The 21,281-nt window shown below is 42.7% G+C and carries 19 protein-coding genes; 6 read left to right on the top strand and 13 right to left on the bottom strand.

Going from position 1 to position 21,281, the window contains the following annotated elements:
- Window positions 1–219: 219 nt before the first annotated feature.
- The 6 genes from trpC to pdhA form a co-directional block, all read right to left on the bottom strand.
- Entirely contained in the window at window positions 220–1,002 is a 783-nt protein-coding gene (trpC, locus tag FHW88_RS28105; protein ID WP_176628846.1) for an indole-3-glycerol phosphate synthase TrpC, read from the bottom strand.
- A 395-nt stretch (window positions 1,003–1,397) separates the two neighbouring features.
- Window positions 1,398–2,018, bottom strand: coding sequence for an anthranilate synthase component II (locus tag FHW88_RS28100; RefSeq protein ID WP_176628845.1), 621 nt, complete (start codon window positions 2,016–2,018; stop codon window positions 1,398–1,400).
- A gap of 77 nt (window positions 2,019–2,095) precedes the next feature.
- Window positions 2,096–3,505 carry an anthranilate synthase component I family protein gene (locus tag FHW88_RS28095; RefSeq protein WP_176628844.1) on the bottom strand — a complete coding sequence of 470 codons (1,410 nt, stop codon included), beginning with the start codon at window positions 3,503–3,505 and terminating at the stop codon, window positions 2,096–2,098.
- Between the two features lie 248 nt (window positions 3,506–3,753).
- On the bottom strand, window positions 3,754–4,179 hold the full coding sequence (locus tag FHW88_RS28090; RefSeq protein WP_176628843.1) for a cytochrome B: 426 nt from the start codon (window positions 4,177–4,179) through the stop codon (window positions 3,754–3,756).
- A gap of 272 nt (window positions 4,180–4,451) precedes the next feature.
- Window positions 4,452–6,104 carry a dihydrolipoamide acetyltransferase family protein gene (locus tag FHW88_RS28085; protein ID WP_176628842.1) on the bottom strand — a complete coding sequence of 551 codons (1,653 nt, stop codon included), beginning with the start codon at window positions 6,102–6,104 and terminating at the stop codon, window positions 4,452–4,454.
- 139 nt (window positions 6,105–6,243) lie between these two features.
- Window positions 6,244–7,239: a pyruvate dehydrogenase (acetyl-transferring) E1 component subunit alpha gene (gene pdhA, locus FHW88_RS28080; RefSeq protein ID WP_090534807.1), complete on the bottom strand. Its 996-nt coding sequence runs from the start codon at window positions 7,237–7,239 to the stop codon at window positions 6,244–6,246.
- Window positions 7,240–7,706: 467 nt separating this feature from the next.
- Between pdhA and FHW88_RS28075 the strand changes: the two genes are divergently transcribed.
- The gene (locus tag FHW88_RS28075; protein ID WP_090534806.1) at window positions 7,707–8,312 is read left to right on the top strand and encodes a C40 family peptidase; all 606 of its coding nucleotides are present in this window, start codon (window positions 7,707–7,709) and stop codon (window positions 8,310–8,312) included.
- 62 nt (window positions 8,313–8,374) lie between these two features.
- Entirely contained in the window at window positions 8,375–9,517 is a 1,143-nt protein-coding gene (locus tag FHW88_RS28070) for a CapA family protein (protein ID WP_090534804.1), read from the top strand.
- A gap of 289 nt (window positions 9,518–9,806) precedes the next feature.
- Here the strand turns inward: FHW88_RS28070 and FHW88_RS28065 are convergent, their stop codons facing one another.
- Window positions 9,807–9,995 carry a hypothetical protein gene (locus FHW88_RS28065; protein ID WP_090534854.1) on the bottom strand — a complete coding sequence of 63 codons (189 nt, stop codon included), beginning with the start codon at window positions 9,993–9,995 and terminating at the stop codon, window positions 9,807–9,809.
- Window positions 9,996–10,089: 94 nt separating this feature from the next.
- Here FHW88_RS28065 and FHW88_RS28060 point away from each other — a divergent pair, with 94 nt between their 5' ends.
- A complete protein-coding gene (locus FHW88_RS28060; RefSeq protein WP_090534803.1) occupies window positions 10,090–11,037 on the top strand; it encodes an SPFH domain-containing protein in 948 nt (315 codons plus the stop codon).
- Window positions 11,038–11,063: 26 nt separating this feature from the next.
- Window positions 11,064–11,621 (top strand): DUF922 domain-containing protein, encoded by a 558-nt coding sequence (locus FHW88_RS28055; protein ID WP_090534801.1) that lies wholly within the window; start codon window positions 11,064–11,066, stop codon window positions 11,619–11,621.
- A gap of 676 nt (window positions 11,622–12,297) precedes the next feature.
- On the opposite strand, the gene FHW88_RS28050 is transcribed toward FHW88_RS28055, so the two are convergent.
- Complete coding sequence (locus tag FHW88_RS28050) at window positions 12,298–12,942, bottom strand: DUF2306 domain-containing protein (protein ID WP_090535026.1); 645 nt, start codon at window positions 12,940–12,942, stop codon at window positions 12,298–12,300.
- Entirely contained in the window at window positions 12,939–14,843 is a 1,905-nt protein-coding gene (locus FHW88_RS28045; RefSeq protein ID WP_176628841.1) for a WG repeat-containing protein, read from the bottom strand. Before FHW88_RS28045 ends, FHW88_RS28050 begins: the two co-directional genes overlap by 4 nt.
- 186 nt (window positions 14,844–15,029) lie before the next feature.
- Between FHW88_RS28045 and FHW88_RS28040 the strand changes: the two genes are divergently transcribed.
- Complete coding sequence (locus FHW88_RS28040) at window positions 15,030–15,575, top strand: peroxiredoxin (protein ID WP_090535023.1); 546 nt, start codon at window positions 15,030–15,032, stop codon at window positions 15,573–15,575.
- Window positions 15,576–15,808: 233 nt separating this feature from the next.
- Entirely contained in the window at window positions 15,809–16,393 is a 585-nt protein-coding gene (locus FHW88_RS28035) for a carboxymuconolactone decarboxylase family protein (RefSeq protein WP_176628840.1), read from the top strand.
- Window positions 16,394–16,648: 255 nt separating this feature from the next.
- Here FHW88_RS28035 and FHW88_RS28030 read toward each other — a convergent pair whose 3' ends face one another.
- The 4 genes from FHW88_RS28030 to FHW88_RS28015 are packed head-to-tail and all read right to left on the bottom strand — an operon-like array spanning window position 16,649 to window position 21,271.
- Window positions 16,649–18,193: a DHA2 family efflux MFS transporter permease subunit gene (locus FHW88_RS28030; RefSeq protein ID WP_090535020.1), complete on the bottom strand. Its 1,545-nt coding sequence runs from the start codon at window positions 18,191–18,193 to the stop codon at window positions 16,649–16,651.
- A gap of 4 nt (window positions 18,194–18,197) precedes the next feature.
- On the bottom strand, window positions 18,198–19,253 hold the full coding sequence (locus tag FHW88_RS28025) for an HlyD family secretion protein (protein ID WP_090535019.1): 1,056 nt from the start codon (window positions 19,251–19,253) through the stop codon (window positions 18,198–18,200).
- Between the two features lie 22 nt (window positions 19,254–19,275).
- Complete coding sequence (locus FHW88_RS28020) at window positions 19,276–20,640, bottom strand: TolC family protein (RefSeq protein WP_090535017.1); 1,365 nt, start codon at window positions 20,638–20,640, stop codon at window positions 19,276–19,278.
- A complete protein-coding gene (locus FHW88_RS28015; protein ID WP_090535016.1) occupies window positions 20,624–21,271 on the bottom strand; it encodes a TetR/AcrR family transcriptional regulator in 648 nt (215 codons plus the stop codon). Before FHW88_RS28015 ends, FHW88_RS28020 begins: the two co-directional genes overlap by 17 nt.
- Window positions 21,272–21,281: the final 10 nt, after the last annotated feature.

Here is a 21,281-nt window from a genome sequence, read left to right as displayed (position 1 = left end):
TTACGTAAAATACTAAAAATAGGTTTGATAAAACGTCAACAAAATGCACAATGAAACCCTGATGAAATTATTTCTTTTATAGATTAAAAAAATACCCGGCTAGGAAAATAACCAGGTATAAAAGAGGCACGATAGTGTACCTCGTACAATTACAGGATCTGCCGGTAATCATTCACCCCCCGGCAGCGATATAATAGTATTTTAAAGATCCGGATTGACTTATAACAAAGCCACAAAATCACGCATTGCCTGTCCAGGATCCTGTTGTTTCATGAAAGTTTCGCCAATTAGAAAACCATTGAAACCTTCCAGTTTAAGGTGCCTGATGGTTTCGGGATCGCTGATGGCGCTTTCCGAAATCTTCATAAACTCGGCGGGGATATGCTTAGCCAATTTGTAAGATGTTTCAACCGACACGGTAAAATCGGCCAGGTTGCGGTTATTTACGCCAATGGCATCCAGGTTAGGGTTAATGCTGCGTTCCAGTTCTTCGAGGTTATGTACCTCAAGCAATACGTTAAGGCCTATACTTTTGGCAAGTTTGGCCAGGGTATCAATTTCGGCAGGTGTAAGTATAGCGGCTATGAGCAGGATAATATCGGCGCCTAATGACTTGGCCTCTATCACCTGGTACTCATCTATCATAAAATCCTTGCGCAATACAGGGATGCTATTTACCGAACGCGCTTTCACCAGATCGGCTTTCCGGCCCATGAAGAAGTTACGGTCGGTTAAAACCGAAAGTGCCGAAGCGCCGGCAGCGACATAATCTGTTGTAACGGCGCTAACCCGCACCTTGTCGTTAATAATACCTTTTGAAGGCGATTTACGCTTAAACTCGGCTATGATACCGGTACGTGACGGATCGAGCAGAAATTCTTTGAATGAATAGGTTTCACGGTGAAAATGATCCGATTCTTCAAGTACGGTATATGATGTACGTTTTTTTGCCGAAGCAACTTCTCTTTTTTTGTTGGCAACTATTTTATCAAGTATCGTCATAGTATCGAAGCACTAATATTTATGTCATTGCGAGGCGCGAAGCAATTAGTCTTACCCAACCCCGTCCAGAGGAGAGGATTTTAAGTGCTTTTTAAATCTTCCTTTCCGTAGGAGATTTAGAGGGGCTAATTGCTCTCTTCCTTATAATGACATAGTTGTAAGCTATTGGTTAATAAGTGTATTTTTCAATCAATTTTATAACATGTGCGTTGCCTGCGGCCCGGGCTTTTTGTTACAAGTCCTCGCTTTTCCTGCCCCCAATCCCAACCCGCGCTGTGGGCTTTTCACTGCAATCCCTAACGCGGCCACCGCGCACCGCTAAGTGTCCTGCTCTCCGCGAGAGACCCTGCGGGGACGTTATATCAATTTTTCAAAGTTATCATTATTTCATAAAACTAAGCCTTAAGCCAGTTTTGCATCATTTCCTTACCATAATCGGTCAGGATTGATTCGGGGTGAAATTGTACGCCCCTTACATCGTATTGTTTATGCTTAAGCGCCATGATAGAATTATCGGCTTCATCAATAGCGGTAACCTGCAATGAATCGGGCAGGTCATTCCCGCTCACTACCCATGAGTGGTAACGCCCAACTTTAAAGCTTTCGGGCAAACCGGCAAATAGTTTTTCATCGCCATCTGTCACCTTTATCGGCGTCGCGATACCATGCATAGGCTGGTTAAGATTGTACAGGCTCCCGCCAAATGCTTCGGCAATAGCTTGCTGACCAAGACATACCCCAAATATGCTTTTGGTGGGTGCATACTTTGCTATTACATCCAGCAGCAAACCAGCCTCCGAAGGGATGCCCGGCCCCGGCGATAGGATGATCTTATCAAAAGCCTCCACATCCTCAATGGCAAACTGATCATTTCTCCAAACCTCACATTCCAGACCAAGCTCGTTAACCAAATGCACCAGGTTATAGGTAAAGGAATCGTAATTATCGATTATCAGGATGCGCCCCCCCCGCCCCCTAAAGGGGGGGCTTGAAGGAGTATTTATATTTTCATTCATTGTATTATATGTCTTAAAAACTATCAAATTTAAATTATCCGCTATAATTCCCCCTTTAGGGGGTTAGGGGGCGTTACTTACAGCTCCTCTGCCAGTTCAAAAGCCCTTCTCAAAGCCGAGATCTTTGTATCAACCTCCCTCAGCTCACTTTCGGGGATCGAACCGGCGACTATACCCGCGCCTGCCTGGTAATGCAGTGTATTGTTCTTACTCAAAAATGAGCGGATCATAATAGCATGGTTAAAATCTCCGTTAAAACCCAGAAAACCTATCGCACCACTGTAAAAGCTGCGTTTAATGTTTTCGTTTTCATCGATGATCTCCATGGCACGGTATTTTGGAGCGCCGCTCAGCGTGCCCGCCGGGTAAGTATCAGCTACAACTTTAAAGGCCGATACACCGGGCTTCAGTTTTCCGCTTACGTGTGATACCAAATGGATCAGGTGCGAGTAATACTGAACCTCTTTAAATGCCTTCACGGTTACATTTTCACAATGACGGCTCAGGTCGTTACGGGCAAGGTCAACCAGCATTACGTGTTCTGCCGACTCCTTAGGGTCATTCTCGAGGTTGCGGGCCAGCTCGGCATCTTTTTCATCATCGCCGCTGCGCTTAAAGGTCCCGGCTATCGGGAAAATATTGGCTACATTATTTTTAATGGTGATCTGCGCCTCGGGCGATGAGCCAAAGATCCTGAAATCGCCAAAATCAAAATAAAACAGGTATGGTGATGGGTTGATCGAACGCAGGGCGCGGTAAACGTTAAACTCATCGCCCAGGAAAGTACGGGAGAAAGCCCTTGAAGGCACTATCTGAAAAACATCGCCCCGGTAAATGTGCTGCTTCATTTTCTCCACTATGGCAATGAACTCATCGCCGGTAAGGTTCGATTTTTCATCGCCATTGCTTTTAAAGCTATACTCGGGGAAGTTTTTGTTTTTGATGAGGTATTCCAGTTTTTCGATACCGCCATTGGTTGGTGCACCTTCGGGCTGATTATGAAATATGTAAAGTTCATTTTTAAAGTGATCGATAGCGATGATGTACCTGTAAATATGGTACTGCATCACAGGGATCTGGCGTGTAGCATCATCGCTTTGCTTTAGTTTAATGGTTTCATAATGTTCAACGGCCTCGTGGGTAAAGTAACCAAACAAGCCATTGGTGATCATTTTTAGCGGCAGCGAGTCGGTTTCAAAGCTACCGGTAAAATTGTTAAGCTGTTCAATCAAATCAAACGTACCAGCCTCATGTACTTCCTGGCTGCCATCGGGATATTGTTTTTTGAGGGTACCGTTATCGAGCACAATACCGCTGAGCGGTTCGCAGCAAATGTAGCTGGTGCTGTTTTCGCGGCTGTGATAATCGGAGCTTTCCAGCAGCAGCGAGTTGGGGAATACATCGCGCAGGCGAAGGTAAATGCTCACTGGTGTAGTGGTATCGGCCAGCAGCTTTTTATAAGTTGTAGTAATTTTAAATGTGCTCATGTTTATTTTTCAAATATCTTAAAACAAAAAAACCCGGCGAATTGGGGTCGCCGGGTTTCCTATTTAGGTTCACAATTGATTAGGTTGTCTCTGATCAAAAAGCGCAAGCCGGCTGCCAATTTAATTGGTGCCACCAGCTGTTTTTATGTGTGTTTTTAATCATCGCGGTCACAAATTTATAAAGAAATTTGAATTGTCAAATTTTTTGTGAAATTATTTATTTGCTAAATCCTATTAGCTACGTAGAATTACTGTGGAATAAGCATAATACCTACCGAAATAAGTACAATCCCTATTAAATAGAAGATAGCAATGGCTTTATGCTTACCTTCGGGCAGTGCTGCTTTCTTTGATTTACTGTGCCCGATAGTGATCAAAACAATGGCAATAAGCATAATTACCCAATGCTCAACCGTGAAATAGCGGGTGATAGGATTTTTCATGGTATCCTTGCTAAATTGCACCATCGGACTGATAAAAAACAGGATGATGCCCAGCAAAAATTGTGTGTGTACCGAGATCATGGCAAACAGGTTAAGCTTACGGTTACCCTCGCCATATGGTCTTTTACCCAACCAGCCCATAAAGGCACGTACAAGGGCCAGTAATACCAATACAATAACAATGTACCTGAAACCGGAATGGAATTCCTTAAAAAAGCTATAAAGTGTCATACATCAAAATTTGCCGTGAATATACGATATAAAGGTCATTGAAGTCATTAGGTCATCGTGTCATTTTTTGCAGACATAAACTGCCGCGGGCTTTCAGCCCGTGGTGAATCACTATGTAAGCTTTCAGCTTACATTTCTTCAGCTGAAAGCTGAACCCCTGCGCAACCACGGGCTGAAAGCCCGCGGCAGTTTATTCTTATATAAACAAAAAAAGCGATGAGCCTAAACCCATCGCTTTTCAAAATCCGAAATCGAAAATCCGATATTCGAAATTATATGAGAAGCCTTACCGGCTCTTCTAATAATTGTTTTAAAGTTTGCAGGAAGGCAGCAGCAGTAGCACCGTCAACCACGCGGTGGTCGGCGCTCAGGGTAACCTTCATGATGTTGCCAGGTACTACGGCACCATTTTTAACAACCGGAACAGCCTGAATACCGCTTACAGCAAGTATACATGCGTTTGGTGTGTTAATGATGGCCGTAAACTCGTCAACGCCAAACATACCAAGGTTTGAAATGGTGAAAGTAGAACCTTCCATTTCGTTTGGCTGTAGTTTTTTAGATTTTGCTTTGCCTGCAAACTCTTTCACTTCAACCGAAATGTGGCTTAATGATTTACCATCGGCAAATTTGATAACCGGTACCAATAAACCTTCGTCAACAGCAACGGCAACGCCAACGTGAACGTGCTCATTAGTGCGGATCTTATCACCCAGGAATGACGAGTTGATAGCAGGGTGCTGCCTTAAGGCAACAGCGCAGGCTTTAACAACAAAATCATTAAATGAAATTTTAACCGGAGCGATCTCGTTCATACGGGTACGGGCCACAATAGCCTGATCCATATCAATGCTCATGGTTACGTAGAAATGCGGAGCAGTAAACAAGCTTTCGCTTAAGCGGCGGCTGATAGCTTTACGCATTTGAGTAACCGGCCTTTCGCTGAATTTCTCTTCGCCTGTAAAGGTTGGCAATACGATAGGTGCTTTTGCAGCAGCAGCCGGAGCGGCAGCAGGTGCAGCTTCAGTAACAGGAGCCGCAGCCGGTTTGGCCGACGGTGTATATTCTTCCACATCCTTTTTGATGATACGGCCGCCTTCAGCGCTGCCTTTTACATCATTAAGGTTGATACCTTTATCTTTAGCTATTTTACGCGCAAGCGGAGATGCTTTTACGCGGCTGTCATCAGTGTTAGAAGCTTCAGTGGCAGTAGCAGTTGCAGTCGCCTCCGTTTTAGTTTCAGTAGCAGGTGCAGCCTCGGCGGCAGGAGCCGAACCACCATCCTGTAATAACGGAGTGATGTCGGTACCTTCTTTACCTACTATGGCAATGATATCATTTACTTTAGCGGCTTCACCTTCTTTAACACCTATATATAACAAGGTACCGGCTTCGTAACCCACAACTTCCATGGTAGCCTTATCGGTTGCCACATCAGCCAGTGAATCATCAGCTTTTACTTTATCGCCAACTTTAAAGTTCCATTTTTCGATGGTACCTTCGGTCATGGTATCGCTTAGCAATGGCATGCGAATCACCGTAGCCGGAATGCTTGATAAATCAACCTTAGGTGCGGCTGGTGCCGGAGTAGCGGCAGGTGCTTTGTCGGCAGCTGGTGCCGCTTCCTTAGCAGGCTCTGCGGCAGCGCCACTGCCAGCCTGGTCAAGTAAAGACTTATAATCTTCACCTTCTTTACCTAAAATGGCAATTACAGAATCAACCGGGGCGGCAGCACCTTCCTGTATACCTATATACAGCAATGTACCATCCTGGTACGATTCAAAATCCATGGTAGCTTTATCAGTTTCAATCTCGGCCAGTACATCGCCCGATTTAACCTTGTCGCCAACTTTTTTATGCCATTTCGCCAATACCCCTTCGGTCATGGTATCGCTCATTTTAGGCATTTTTACTACTTCGGCCATATATTAATAGTATTATAAATTCAGTATAAATATAGTTAGTTCTTATCGTGAAGTTTAAAGTCTGAAGTTTTTAGCCTGAAGTCTTTTTTTTTGACCGCAAAGACTATAGGCTTTCGACTTAGTACTTTCGACCTAAAACTTAGTCCCTTATGTAAGGGTAATCTTCTTGAACGTAAACATCTGTATATAATTCAGATGCATCCGGCCATGGCGATTCTTCAGCAAACTTCACAGCTTCATCAACAATAGCTTTGATCTTAGCGTCCATTTCGTCAAACCAAGCTTCATCAGCATATTTTTCGGCAAGGATAGTTTGTTTGGTAGCCTCAAGAGGGTCTTTCGCTTTATAGCTTTCCAACTCCTCTTTAGTACGATACTTTTGCGGATCGGACATGGAGTGACCTTTATAGCGGTAAGTACGCATTTCAAGGAAGGTTGGACCTTCGCCTGCACGCGCGCGCTGAACAGCTTCGTCCATTGCTACGTGTACAGCAGCAGGGTCCATACCATCAACCGGCGATGAAGGGATTCCATAAGGCAGGCCTAGTTTATAAATATCAGTCTGCGCGGTTGTACGCTCAACAGAAGTACCCATGGCGTAACCATTGTTTTCGCAAACAAAAATTACAGGCAGTTTCCAAAGCGCAGCCATATTAAAAGTTTCGGTAAGCGCGCCCTGGCGTACGGCACCATCGCCCATATAGGCAATGTTCACAAACTCGGTACCTTTATATTTTTCGGCAAAAGCAATCCCGGCACCCAGTGGTACCTGGCCGCCCACAATGCCGTGACCACCATAAAAATGTTTTTCTTTATCAAACATGTGCATAGAACCACCTTTGCCTTTTGAGCATCCGGTAGCTTTACCATACATTTCGGCCATAATGGCGTTTGGAGTTACACCTTTAGCAAGTGCATGAGCATGATCACGATATGCGGTGATCATACTGTCTTCAGGTTTAATTACAGACATGGCTCCGGCCAAAACAGCCTCCTGCCCAATATATAAGTGGCAAAAGCCCCTGATCTTTTGTTGTCCGTATAACTGTCCTGTTTTTTCTTCGAACCTGCGCATCAATAGCATCTGTTCGTACCACATCAGGTAGGTGTCCTTGTTTATTTCGATTGAACTCATGTATTAAACAACCTTTTTGGAGTAAAGCGCAAATCTAATTATATCCTGCAAAATATCGAAACCTCAAGCAAATTGTTGCAAAATTTTATTTGGTGGCCTTAAAGTGTGTTTAAACACAACAAACTGGCTGTTTATTAGTTTGGCATAGTCCGGCAGGTTAAAATAGAACCTAAAAAAACACACCACGGCGCAATAAATTATCGTTTTACGAAGTTTTAGAAGGGTTGTTTTTCGCAAAAGACTAAAAAAAGCCTTTAAATAATTACAACCAAATTACATTAATACACGTACAAAAGCCTGTTTATTAAAAGGATGTGTAATAAAAAGCACTTTTTTATATTTTTTGAAAAATAAGCTGCATTTATTTGCAATTTTAAAAAATATAAATAGTTTTGTAGAGCACGATAGACATAGTGTCTGATTTAATAAACAATTTGTTGTCCTAACTCAACAAACAAACTGATTAAATGAAGAAATTTGCCCTGGCTATTGCCTTACTTTTCAGCGTCGTAGCTTCACAAGCTCAAACCAAAAGTGCTCAAAGCACCAGTGATGATAACAAAGACGACCAGGAAAGTTTAGGTAAAGCATACTTTTCCCAAATTATGGGAGTTGCTTTATCTGCTACCTCAAACATGAAACTCTTTCACTTTGTTTACGATTGGATTGGTACCCCTTACCATTTTGGCGGAAGCTCAAGAAGAGGCATTGACTGCTCAGCCTTCACCAAAGAATTGTACAGCGAAGTTTTTAACCTTGATATTAAACGTAACTCACGCGATATTTTCAGCATGGTTAACCCTGTTGGTAAGGATGAGTTAAAAGAAGGCGATTTGGTTTTCTTTAAGATCCACAGCCGCAGCATTTCGCATGTAGGTATTTACCTGGGTAATAATAAATTTGCTCATGCCTCGTCAAGGGGTGTAGCCATCAGTAGCCTTGACGATGCTTACTACAGCCGTTTCTTTTATAAAGGCGGCAGGTTGTTAGCTTCATTTAAGGATGAGTTTAAAGGTTCGGCATCGACGGGTAACAACGATATGGGCGACGACGTAGACGAAAGCAAGAACTAAACGATTTTGAAATAAATAAACTAATTTGGTCCCTTCATCCCGGTGAGGGGATTTTTTTTATAATGAAATTTTTATTGCTTACGGCAGCCTGCCTGGCGCTGTTTTTACAAGCGTGTAACCATCCGCCAAATAAAAAACAAATCCTGGCCCCTGCACCTAAACCCGATACTGCCACTACAACAACTACAGCAGTTGTTCAGCCTGATTCATCCATATCCATTGCCGCTGTTGGCGATATGATGCTCGGAACATCGTACCCTAATAATTATACCCTCCCACCCGACAGTGCGAAAAACAGTTTTAATGTAATAGCTAACGAACTAAGAAACGCCGACGTAACTTTTGGCAATCTTGAAGGCAGCTTGCTTGACGGAGGGAACCCCGCCCATTATAAACTGCATCAACGAAGTAAAGCTTACTTGTTCAGGATGCCTACAGCCTATGCAGGCGTTTTTAAAAACGCCGGTTTTAACTTGCTGAGCCTGGCCAATAACCATATAGGCGATTTTGGCGATACGGGCCGGATGAGTACCACTCACGTGCTTGATAGCATAGGGATTAATTATGGCGGATTGCTTAGCCACCCCTCCACGGTGTTCGAACGTAACGGTGTTAAATATGGCTTTTGCGCTTTTGCCCCCAATGCCAATACCCTGCCTATTCTCGACCTAAAGAACGCAGCCCGTATCATAAGCCAACTGAAACAGCAGTGTGATATTCTCATTGTATCGTTTCATGGTGGTGGCGAGGGCGTAGCTTATGAACATATTCCTTTTGCAATGGAATCATTCATCAGCGAAAAGCGTGGCGATGTAAATGCCTTTGCCCATAATGCTATTGATGCCGGTGCGGATATTATATTGGGCAATGGCCCGCACGTGAGCCGGGCAATGGAGGTTTATAAAAACCGGCTGATCGCTTACAGTCTCGGTAACTTTTGTACTTATAAATCAGTAAGTGTAGCGGGGGTTTGCGGTCTGGCGCCATTACTAAAAGTAAACCTGAATAAAAAGGGAGAGTTTTTGAAAGGGCGCATCATATCCCTAAGGCAAGCGCATGATAAAGGGCTTGAACTTGATTCGCTTAACCGTGCTGCTATCCGGATCAGGGAACTTACAGAAGCCGACTTCCCGAATGCGGGATTACTTATATCCGACACGGGCGAGATCAGCCTTAACCCGGCTATTCAGAGCGAGAATTTATAAATAGATACCAGGGCAGGAATTGACTCCGGTATCTACATAGCTGTTAAACTTAAGAGAAAAAGCGCGGGATTGTGCGATTCCCCTCTTGAGATGGGCGGAGGGGTGTGTTGCTACTTTGGTAAACTTGTAGCAGAAACATACCCCCGCTCCCGCTCGCTTCTCCGCCCCCCTCTCAAGAAGGGATTTTTATTTTTCTACACTCTTTTCCCGAAGGAAAAGAGTGGTCGTACAGCAAAGCGCAGGCCGGGTGAGTAAATTATGCGATTTACCATACAGGCTAACACGCTATTTAAGCCGCTTCATCCTTAGTATTCCGCACCAGGCTGATACCCGTTGTAAAAAATATTAATGAGATAATACCTATTACCACCATGGTGGTTATTTGCGCGCTATGGTTTATGATAGCTACACCGGTATAAATAAGGCCAACTATACCAAGCACGCTCAATATAGCTCCAAAAGTTCGTTTTAAGTTCATAACAGGTGTGTTGTTTTTTATAAGCATTTTTTAAAAAACAAATAACACACCAATAATTAATGCTACTTTTATTTTAAACATAATAAACCAAACCATGCCCGAATCATTTGGATCATTGATAACAATCATCATTTTTGTTGTTATCCTTATTACTATTTTCACCTCGTTTGTGTCTGTAAAACAGGGCACTATAGTAGTTATCACCGTATTTGGCAAATACCGCCGCATCCTAACCCCGGGGCTTAATTTCAAGATCCCTTTTATCGAAAACATTTACTCCAAAATCTCTATCCAAAACCGCTCGGTTGAGCTGGAGTTCCAGGCGGTAACTTACGACCAGGCCAATGTGTATTTTAAGGCCATGCTGCTGTACTCGGTACTTGACCAGCAGGAAGAAACCATCAAAAACGTAGCTTTTAAATTTGTTGATGAGCGTAACCTGATGCAGGCCCTGATCCGTACGGTTGAAGGCTCCATCCGTGCTTTTGTAGCTACCAAACGCCAGAGCGAGGTACTGATATTACGCCGCGATATTGTGGAACACGTAAAAGAGCAACTGGATGTGATACTGGAAGGCTGGGGCTACCACCTGCAGGACCTCCAGTTAAACGATATTACTTTTGATGACGTGATCATGAAATCAATGAGCCAGGTGGTGGCATCAAACAACCTGAAGGCCGCTGCCGAAAACGAAGGCCAGGCCCTGCTCATCACCAAAACCAAAGCTGCCGAGGCCGAGGGTAACGCTATCAAAATTTCGGCCCAGGCCGAGCGTGAGGCAGCTCAATTACGTGGCCAGGGCATTGCGCTGTTCCGCGAGGAAGTTGCCCGCGGTATGACTGTAGCCGCTAAAGAAATGGCCGAAGCCAACATGGATACCTCGGTGATTTTGTTCACCATGTGGACAGAATCCATCAAACACTTTTCCGAAAACTCAAAAGGGAATGTTATTTTCCTGGATGGCTCAACCGATCAGATGCAACATACGTTAAAAGAAATGATGGCCTTAAACCTTTTACATACTGACAACGTCAAAAAGTAACAGTTTGAAACCGCCAGTTTTTTTAAATGAAAAGAAATATAGTGAAAGTGATAGGCCCTGCGGCCATGTGTTTTTTAATGATGATTGCGCCTGCTTCGGCACAGTCATTTCACCAGCTAACTGCCAATGATTTTTGGGGAACGCCGCGGGCTAATGCCGGCGGCGTTGTAGCTTATACCAACTGCACCATCGATTACCGGTACCAGGCCCGGCGCGAAGGCAGGGGCTACCGGCTTAATTTTAACATCAGGCTCATCCTTAACAACAATAAATCTTGGCTTGATAAAAGCAGGGTTAATACGCCGCAGCAACTCAGCGAAATACTGAAACATGAGCAGGGCCATTACACCATTGCGTTTTTAGAGCAGCAGGAGCTGTTACGCATAGTAAGCAACACCCGTTTCAGCAATAATTACAACTACGAAGCCATGGCCATTTTTAACCGTATCGACGCCAAGTATAAACAGCTCAATGCCGATTATGATGAGGACACGGCTCACATGACCGACCGCAAGCAACAGCATAGCTGGGACGTGTATTTTCAGCAGAAGCTTAAGTTTTTGCCAGGGGATACGGAGAGTTAGTTTTTTTTGCATGCTCAAGCATCTTTTGCCTAAGGGGTAAAAGCGAGGGATTGCGCGATTCCCTTCCGGGCATAGCCGTCAATTTAAGCGAAAGCAATAAAAATGAGTTTTTTTTGAGATTGAGGGCAGAACGTAGTTTGCCCGTAAAGGCAAACTTTATGTATTTTTGCTCTTATAGTTTTATTTCTATTTTTTTGAAAGGCAGACCGGTGGAGGTCCTTGATGTTGATCTCAAGACTTGTATCTCTCTACAAGGCAATTCTATCGCTAAAAGTCGCTTCAGGGCTCCTTTGATAAACTCCGTCAGCCCTTCATTATACTTTTGATGCAAAGCCTGTTTCGATATATTAAGTGACTGCCTTAACATCAGCTGCATACTCATGCCATTAAATGATTGATTACTATCAAATAGCAGCGTATCCAGAAGGATCTGCTCCGCTTATCTTCCTTAAACGTTTGATCACTCCTGTCTCTTTCCCCAGGCTATCAAGAAATCCATGGTCAAATAATTCCGCTTTTAAGCGTTTAAATAACCCTGTCAGGCTTGGTTGGCCCATTCTTGCTCTTAAAAATTTTTATACTATTCCTTAAATTGACGACTATGCTCTCAACAGGGGGGGGCTTAATGCGCATTAGCGGCATTGCTTTGTTCCTTTACAGCAATGACGCTTTTATTTTACACCGGTTCTCGCTCTACCTCAACCGGCCTTTTACCATACCTATTAATAACTTCAGCCAAAATCAAATTAGGTACCCAGCTTAAAAAGGCAATGATGAGGTAGTTATTATGAAAATTTACGCCATTACCTAAAACAGTAAACAGCCAGATATAAAAGCGCAGGGTAACCGCGCCGAAGGCAAGGGCATAACTCCGGTTCATCATTTTGATGTGATCGTCAATCCTTCCTTTTTTTATCAGCAGAAACGCAGCCAGTGTAAAAGCAGCCCACAATGTGTTTTGCAATAAAAAAGATATGAATACACCCGTTCCCCGGTTTATAAAAAGCGTCATGACATAGGCTCCCGGCGCAGCAAAAAAAAGCACACCAAACACATACAATTTTCCCAATGCCCTGTGCAGCGCTTTATTATTATATACCTTTTTTGAAAACTGAAAGAATCCGGCCAGTAGGATCACACTGCTGCCTATAATATGACAATAAAAAGCAGGCAGGTACCACCCGGTTTCAACCGCCTTTTGTTTGATGTGCAAAAAGTAGGAGTCATGATTAAAATCCCAGTATTGAATAAATGTGCCCGCACAAAGCACAAACACCCAAAAAAAGGCAAAGTATCTCAATATGCGGGTTGTAATGCTCATTTAGCTGCAAGTACATTAGGCTTTATTGCCGGCAATCCTTTAAGCTTCTGATCAATCCACTGGATATTATATTTGTCAATTTCGGTAAGCGAATCCTGAACGCTGACGTTTTCTGATTTATAATGTCCGTAAAATTGTTGTTCGAACATCTCCGTCCAGCGTTTGTCTTTAAACTTATAATTATAATCGGCATAAATTTCGTTTTTCATATATCGCAGCACTTCTGGCGAAATTGCCCCGCTGCTGGTCATTTCATATCGGCCATCGATCATCTTATAACAAATGTAACAGCCATCAATAAAATGATTGTCCATTTTACGGAATTTAGTAAATGCAAAAACCCTTTTGGTGTTCATCGTTTCCTCCACCTTGCCGTTTTGTATCTTTAGCAGATGAAATACTGGCAGTTCATTTAGATATGTGTTGTTATATAATTCAATACTTCCAACAGATGTTACTTTAACCTCCAGTAACGAATCGCTCAGCGCATTGATGTTAAACTCATTGCAACGGCCGCTGAATTCGCCGCCACCTTCTTCAGTATTAATATCGGTATTGATCCGGTAACCATACAGCTTATTATTCTTGTTATCAATAAGCACCATATTGTTGCTGTCATAAAATTCCGCCCGGCCGCCTATAAAGTAATCGCGGATGGAGTAATAAGCACTTTGGATCCAATTATCGCTACCTGTTGCTGAGCTGTTTACAGGCAAAGCTTTGGCTTTTACAATGTACCGACTGCTTGACTCTTCAAAATAAACATGGTTTCGCAGCGGATTTTTAAATTGTTTAATTCCTGAAATTAAATGCAGATCATCAAGGTATGAAGGAGGAATGTAAATAGCTCCATGCTGCTCCCTTGAATTAAACTCGGTAATCCCGCCTGCCGGACTCTGATTTAAGGTGAATGAAGCCGGTTGCTTAAGTTTACCGAAAATATCCTTCACGTGAATATCCGCCTTTTCCGAAACCGTATAATCGCTTTTCAGCCAAAAATAATCATCGCCCTTCCTAATAGCTGCAACGTTTTCAGCATCGTTCAGAGGGAATATCTGGTCATATTCCACAGGTAATACTACTTTGCCGCTAAGGTCATAGAAGCCGCGTTTGTGGCCTTTTTCTACTTCAACAAGGTTAGGAAAAGTGCCGCCTATGGTATATACAAGATCGTATTCGGCCGGAATTATCTCTTTGTAATCAGGACTTACCAATCCCATTTTATAGGTTTTAGCGGTATCTTTTTCCTGCTGAAATTGTTCTGAAAAATCCCATTTGCCTTTTACCACATAAAAATAGGTTTGATCTTTAATGTGGCTAAACCAGATTATGCTATCGTATTTGGTCTTTAGGTTATTAACATCGGCGAAAGCCTTTAAAGTTACCGGGCTGTAAATCTCTTTATCACTGTAATTTTTTTGCCAGGCACTGCTTTTATAAGCTATATAATCAGTCATGAAACTGGTGCCATCAACCTGGTAAATTTTGTATTTGTTATTCTCTTCTTTTTCAATAGTGAACGTCAAACTACTTAGTCTGCTGCTGAGATGATCACCACTAAATGTTACCGGTACCACTGCAACCGCAAGTTCGGGGTTCGTAAAGGTGATCGTGCTTTGATCAACATTCAACTCAAGCTTAAACGAGGTTTCAGGGTCATCAGCTTTGTTGATCAATGCCGCAATTAAACGGCTGATAGGTTCACTGTTTTGCTTATCCTGGAAATATGCGAGTAAGGAGTCACGATTACCCTTAATTAATTGTTGATTGAAATTTTTCAGGAACTGGGTTATATCGCCCTGTTTTGGAGAGGAAGCATCCTTCCCTTTCAATAAGAAGTATCCGCTTATAGCTAAAATAACTACAGTTACCGTAATGATTATAACAGGTTTGGTTTTCATACAACCAAGGTAAGCTATTTTTTGAAATAGTAAAAACGAGCCAAAATCCTTAAAATTAGGCCAATAAATATTACTTATATTACATAATAACTATATAGTTAAAATCTATATAACATCAATTATTAGTATTCCGGAGGCGGCTTTTAATTTCTATATTTGCATAAACATTAAAAGAAATATCAAAATATGTTAACCATAGGACAAAAATTCCCCGAATTTTCTAAAACAGCAGTAGTAAGCCTTGAAAAAGGTAAAGAGTTTGAAACCCTTACTTCTGAGTATTTAACCAACGATGATAACGTTTGGACTGTAATGTTCTGGTGGCCAAAAGACTTCACTTTTGTTTGCCCTACTGAAATTGCCGAATTCAACAAAAACTTTGGCGAATTCCGTGACCGTGAAACCCGTTTGATCGGTGCTTCTACCGACTCTGAGTTTGTTCACGCTGCCTGGAGAAGAGATCATGACGATCTGCGCGATTTGAAATTTCCCATGCTTGCTGATACTTCAAAATCATTAGCCGAAGACCTGGGCATTTTAGAGCCAACTGAAAAAATTGCTTACCGTGCTACTTTCATCATTGACCCTCAAGGTATCATCCGCTGGGTATCAGTTAACGACCTGAGCGTTGGCCGTAATGTAAAAGAAGTATTACGTGTACTTGACGGTTTACAAACTGACGAACTTTGCCCTTGCAACTGGGAAAAAGGTCAGGAAACTTTAACTGTATAATCGTATAACAGATAATTGTCCCCGTACTGTATCCGGTGCGGGGATTTTTTACACCCTTTTTTAAGCTGAAGAAAGATCGAAAACGAAAGGCTAAAAGCCTAAAGCTGAAGTTGTTTTAGTAGAGACGCATCACATGCGTCTCCCTCCAGGACACGCAACCTGCTTAGCGATATCGATTTTCATGTGGGAGACGCATGTGATGCGTCTTTACAATAAAAATTAACCAAAAAAAAATGAACGAAAGTACCGAAGTGATCCAGGAGATACTTGAAAGTATCGGATTAGATAAAAATTACCGTACAGCCAGCCTGGGCCTTTTAGAAACAGGCGAATCACGTTACCTGCGCGATTTAAAGCTGAACTTTACGAGCACCCTTACCTCCGCACATTTAACTAATAAAGAATGCGCCCTGCTTGGTTTGGCTACTGCTGTAAACAATAACAACGTACCGCTTACCAACTTCTTTACTACATACGCTAAAGAACAGGAGGCTACTGATGCCGAAATTGGCGAAGCTGTAGGCTGTGCTTCCTTATTGGCATCAAACAATGTGTTTTACCGTTTCAGGCACTTTACCCAAAAGGAAAAGTACACCCAGATCCCGGCACGAATCCGTATGCAACTCATGATGAAACCGGTAACCGGTAAAGAATTTTTTGAACTGGCCAGCTTAGCTGTATCGGCTGTTAACGGTTGCGAAATGTGTGTAAACGCACATGAGGATTCGCTTATAAAATTAGGCACCACCGAGGAGCGTATTTTTGATGCCGTACGTATAGCGTCATTAATTACCGCTACAGGTAAAGTTATATTTTAACAAGCTTAACTTATTTTAACAATGAAAAAGGCATGAAACAATAAAATTTCATGCCTTTTTCATAAATAGTATTTTATTGCCCAATAAAATTTGCGTTTATTAATTAAAATCCAGTAAATTTATACCTTAAGATTAAACAAACCCCGGTCGCAATATTCAAATATGTTGTTTATGCGGGAGGAGTTACTTAAATTTTAATTGTTAATTTTTTTTGGGGAAAGCCGTTCCGGTAATAGTGGAACGGCTTTTATTGTTTTAGTGCGAATCCGCAACAGCTTTCAGCTTTTTGAACGGCTGCAGGTAAAGCAACGGTATCGAAAATAACATCACCAATCCCGATATCCAATAAGCATCGTCATACGTTAACAACAATGTTTGCCTGGTAACCATACCTTCGATAGCCTGATATGCCATATGGGTGGCATCAATCATTGATTTGCCTTTGGCCATAAATCCCTGGGTAAGCATGTGCAAACGGTCATTAAACGGATTGTTATACGGATTGATATTTACAAGCAGATTATTGCGGTGCACACCCTGGCGTATATGGATGAGGGTGGTTAATGTAGCTATCCCGAAAGAACCACCCAACTGGCGCATCATATTGTTCAAGCCCGATCCCTGACCTAACTCAGGGCCCTTCAAATCTGCCATGGCCAACGTAGTAAGCGGCACAAATAATAAAGCCATACCCACACCACGGATTAATAACGGTATTAACACATCCTTTTCGCCCGTAGCCAGTGTCGAATTGCTTAACATATGTGTAAATACATAAAAAAGGAACATGCCCGCAGTAGCCATAAACTGGGCTGGTATGCCCTTATTTAGCATTTTGCCTATAAATGGCATCATCACAATGGTACATAAACCACCGGGGAACAACAGCTCACCGGTTTGCTGGGCGTTAAAGCCAAGCAGATTTTGACAAAACACCGGGAACACGAACACCGATCCATACAAACCAAACCCAAGTATAAAGGATGTGAACATGCCCACAGCAAAACTTCGGTGCCGCAGAATGCTGAAGTTTACAATCGGGTGCTCGGTACTCATCTCACGCCAAATGAATAATATGGTACCTAATACAGCCGATATAGTTAAAACCAGGATGTATGGCTTAGCAAACCAGTCTTCACTTTCACCTTTTTCAAGTACGGTTTGTAAGCTGCCTACTGCAATAGCCAGCAGGATAATACCCCACCAGTCAACAGGTTTGCCTTTGGCATCCTTGGGTGTTTCCCGCACGAAGGTGTACGTACAAAACGCCGCCAGCGCCCCCACCGGGATATTCACGTAAAAGATCCAGGGCCATGAGTAGTTTTCAACTATCCAGCCGCCAATGGTTGGGCCTACTGTTGGGCCTACAACCGCTCCCAAACCAAATAGCGCGGTTGCAGTACCTATCTGCTCACGAGGCCAGGTTTCAAGTAATATGGCCTGGGCTGTCGAAATCAAACCACCGCCGGCAATACCCTGAATAATCCTGAACAATACCAGCTCATCCATACTGTGCGCGTTACCACATAAAAATGATACGATGGTAAACACTATGATAGATGCCATGAAATAGTTTTTACGCCCAAAACGGCCGCCCAGCCAACCCGACATGGGCAATATGATCACGTTTGCTACCGCATACCCGGTAACTACCCAGGCCACATCCTCGAGGGTTGCGCCAAGGTTACCTTGTATGTGAGGCAACGCTACGTTAACGATAGTGGTATCAATCAGCTCCAGTAATGAAGCTGTGATCACCGTAATGGTGATGATCCACTTTTTAAAGCCAGTTTCAGCCATAATATTATTCTTTAATTACTGATACGTTTACGCTCATACCCGGGCGTAATTTTGCAAGCTCCTCTTTAGTGCCGTTGATTTTAATTTTTACAGGCACACGCTGTACAACTTTTACGAAGTTACCGGTAGCATTATCCGGAGGCAACAGGGAGAATTTGGCACCCGTAGCAGGCGAAAAGTTGTAAACCTGGCCTTCCAGCTTCATGTCTGGATAAGCATCAACTTCAATTTCAACTTTTAAACCATTTTTGATATTGGTAAGCTGGGTTTCTTTGTAGTTGGCAGTAATGTATAAGCTGTTGTCATTCACAATTGAGAACAAAGTTTGACCAGCTTGTACCAACTGACCCAACTGTACATTCTTTTTAGACGCTAAACCACTGGCAGGTGATTTTACCAGCGTGTAACTTAATTGCAGTTTTGCATAATCAATATCAACCTGCCTTTGCGATACACCCGTGTGGGTAACAGCTAACTGGCTGCGGGTTGTACCAATTTGCTGAACGGCTGCTTTGTACTGATCCTGCGATGCCTTGTAATTAGCTTTTGCAACATCCAAATCGGCCTTAGCCTGGTCAAATTGTTGCTGGGTTACCGACCCGTCTTTTACCAGGTTAGCGTAACGGTCGTAATCTTTCTGTACTTTTTCTAAATGGGCCAGATTTGATGAAACCTGGGCTTTTGCACTTGCAGAGTTTGCTTCGTTGGCGAAAATTTGTGATTGATTTACATTAATGCCTGCGCTTGCGCCAACTTGTGCCGCCTGAGCCTGCTCTAATTTTACTTTATAGTCGCGGTCATCAATTTTAACCAGCGGCTGACCAACGTTTACATGAGTGTTTTCTTCAAAATAAATTGAATCAACATATCCGCCAACGCGGGCAACTACAGGGCTGATATCACCGTCGATCTGGGCATCATCAGTATCAATGTGTTTGCTAAAGTAGATGTATTCTTTTATACCGAAAATTACGCCGCCAATAAGTACAATGCCTAATATGATGGGGATAACTTTGTTTTTCTTTTTCGGTTGTTCCGGTGTTTCTTGTTCCTTTGCCATTTTATTTAAAGGTTTGGTATTGTTATTTGTTGATTTTTCCTGTTGATTTTAATAGTGTATAGTAAGCCAGACCCGCATCGGCTTTAGCCAATTCTAAATTGATCTGTGCCTGGTAAAGCAAGGTTTCGGCATCGGCCCTATCGGTTGCAGATGCTATATTGCTTTTGTATTTTGATTCGAGGATCTTGTTGTTTTCACCGGCCTGATCAATAGAGGTTTGTAAAAGTTTAACCTTTTCGAGCGCCTGGGTATAGCTTTGGTAGCTTTGGTTCACTTCATTTTTTATCCTGTCGGTAGTGATGCCTTTGTTGATCTCAACCTGCTGCTCCTGGATCTTAGCCTCGGTAACTTTGTTCTTGTTGGTCCAAAGGGAGCTGAAGTTCCATGATACGGTTAATCCTACAGATATAGGGGTGATAAAATTACCGCTTTTAGGTATCGGGTTGGCGCTTACATCAACATAATAAGCAGCAGCCGATGCGCCTACCGTTGGCAGGTTATTAGCTTTAACGCTTTTAGTATTGGTTTCAGCAACGCGACTGCGTAAAGCAAATTGTTTAAACTCAGGGCGGGCGGCCATTGCTGTATCAAGGTAAGCAGTTAACGGAGATACCTGCCTGTCGGCTTCGGTGATCTGGTCGATGTTTAGCTGTGTCCCTTCCGGTAAACCTAACAACACATTAAGATTATAGTTGATGATACGACGGTTAGTTTCCAGGTCGACACCGTTAACCTCGATATTTGAGCGTTGTAATTGAAAGCGCAGCACATCGTTTTTGGTTACCAAACCCTGTTCAAAAAAACGCTGTGCCTGTTTAATTTGTACATCAACAGTAGCAAGGTTTTGAGCTACCACCTTTTTACTTTGCAGCACTTTGTAAAGGTTATAGTACGAACTGATGATATCATAAACTACCTCGTCTTTATCATTTTCAACATCAAGGCGGGAAACCTGGGTGAGCAGATCGGTAGATTGGCGGGCATATTTCAATTTATTACCGCCAAATATGGTTTGGTTTAAGCTCAGGATCCCTAAATACGCATCGGCATGTGATGGCAGGTTAATGCTTTCAGAACCCAAGGCCAGCCTGTTGGCCGGGATCTGGGCACGATTGTAGCCATAACTTACTTTACCTGTTGGCAATGCTTCGTCTTTTGCCTGATTATATTGAGAAACAGCTTGCTCAACTTTTGAATTTGATAGTTTTAAAGTTTTGCTGTTTTCAAGGCCGAGTTTAATGGCTTCGTCAAGTGTAATTGTCCTGTCTTGTGCGCTGGCAGCAAAAGGCAGGCTCAAAACTATGAGGGCGATACTACCGCGTAAAATGGGCCGTAACACCTGCTTTAATAGCTTAAGGTGGTTGGTTTTGTTATTTTGAGTTGTCATGTTCTTTAACTAAATAAGCTTTTAAAAGTCTTTTCATGTATGTTTTAACACGTGGTTTCAGTTCATTCTCCATAAACTTTTCATCACGAATATCATGTCCCAGTATTAATGATGATAGCTGCGGCATGTTAACTATGTAATTTTTTGTGCCAAAAAGGGTAGCTATTACCAGTGCTATATCGGCATCTGTATGAAACAAGCCGCTGTTTACGCCTTCTTCCATAATCCTTTTTACCTCATATACATTTACCATCAGTATTTCGATGATCTTATCGGTAAGGTCGCCACGTTTATTCATGGACACTTCCCTGTTAATGAGTTTTTGAAAACAGTTGTTGGCTATGATGCGTTCAACGTAATTGTCGACACATTTATCCAGTTTATCCCAGGCATTCATGCTGCCATCGCTGTTAATATTTTGCAGCAGCGTACGGAACGAATTGATCTTGCGTTCAAAAACAGCCAGGAAAAGCCCTTCTTTTGATCCAAAATAGTAATTGAGCATAGCCATGTTTACACCGGCTTCGCCCGATATGGTACGGGTGGAGGCTCCGTCATAACCCAGGTCCGCGAATACCTTTTCGGCCACGTCGAGGATATGTTCCTTTTTATCTATCTTATCTTTTTCCATTGTTTTAACG

The organism is Mucilaginibacter sp. SG538B, assembly GCF_013376065.1.
Classification (GTDB): domain Bacteria; phylum Bacteroidota; class Bacteroidia; order Sphingobacteriales; family Sphingobacteriaceae; genus Mucilaginibacter; species Mucilaginibacter rubeus.
The sequence above is the reverse complement of the archived record's forward strand: the minus strand, read 5'-3'. Positions and strand labels throughout refer to the sequence as shown.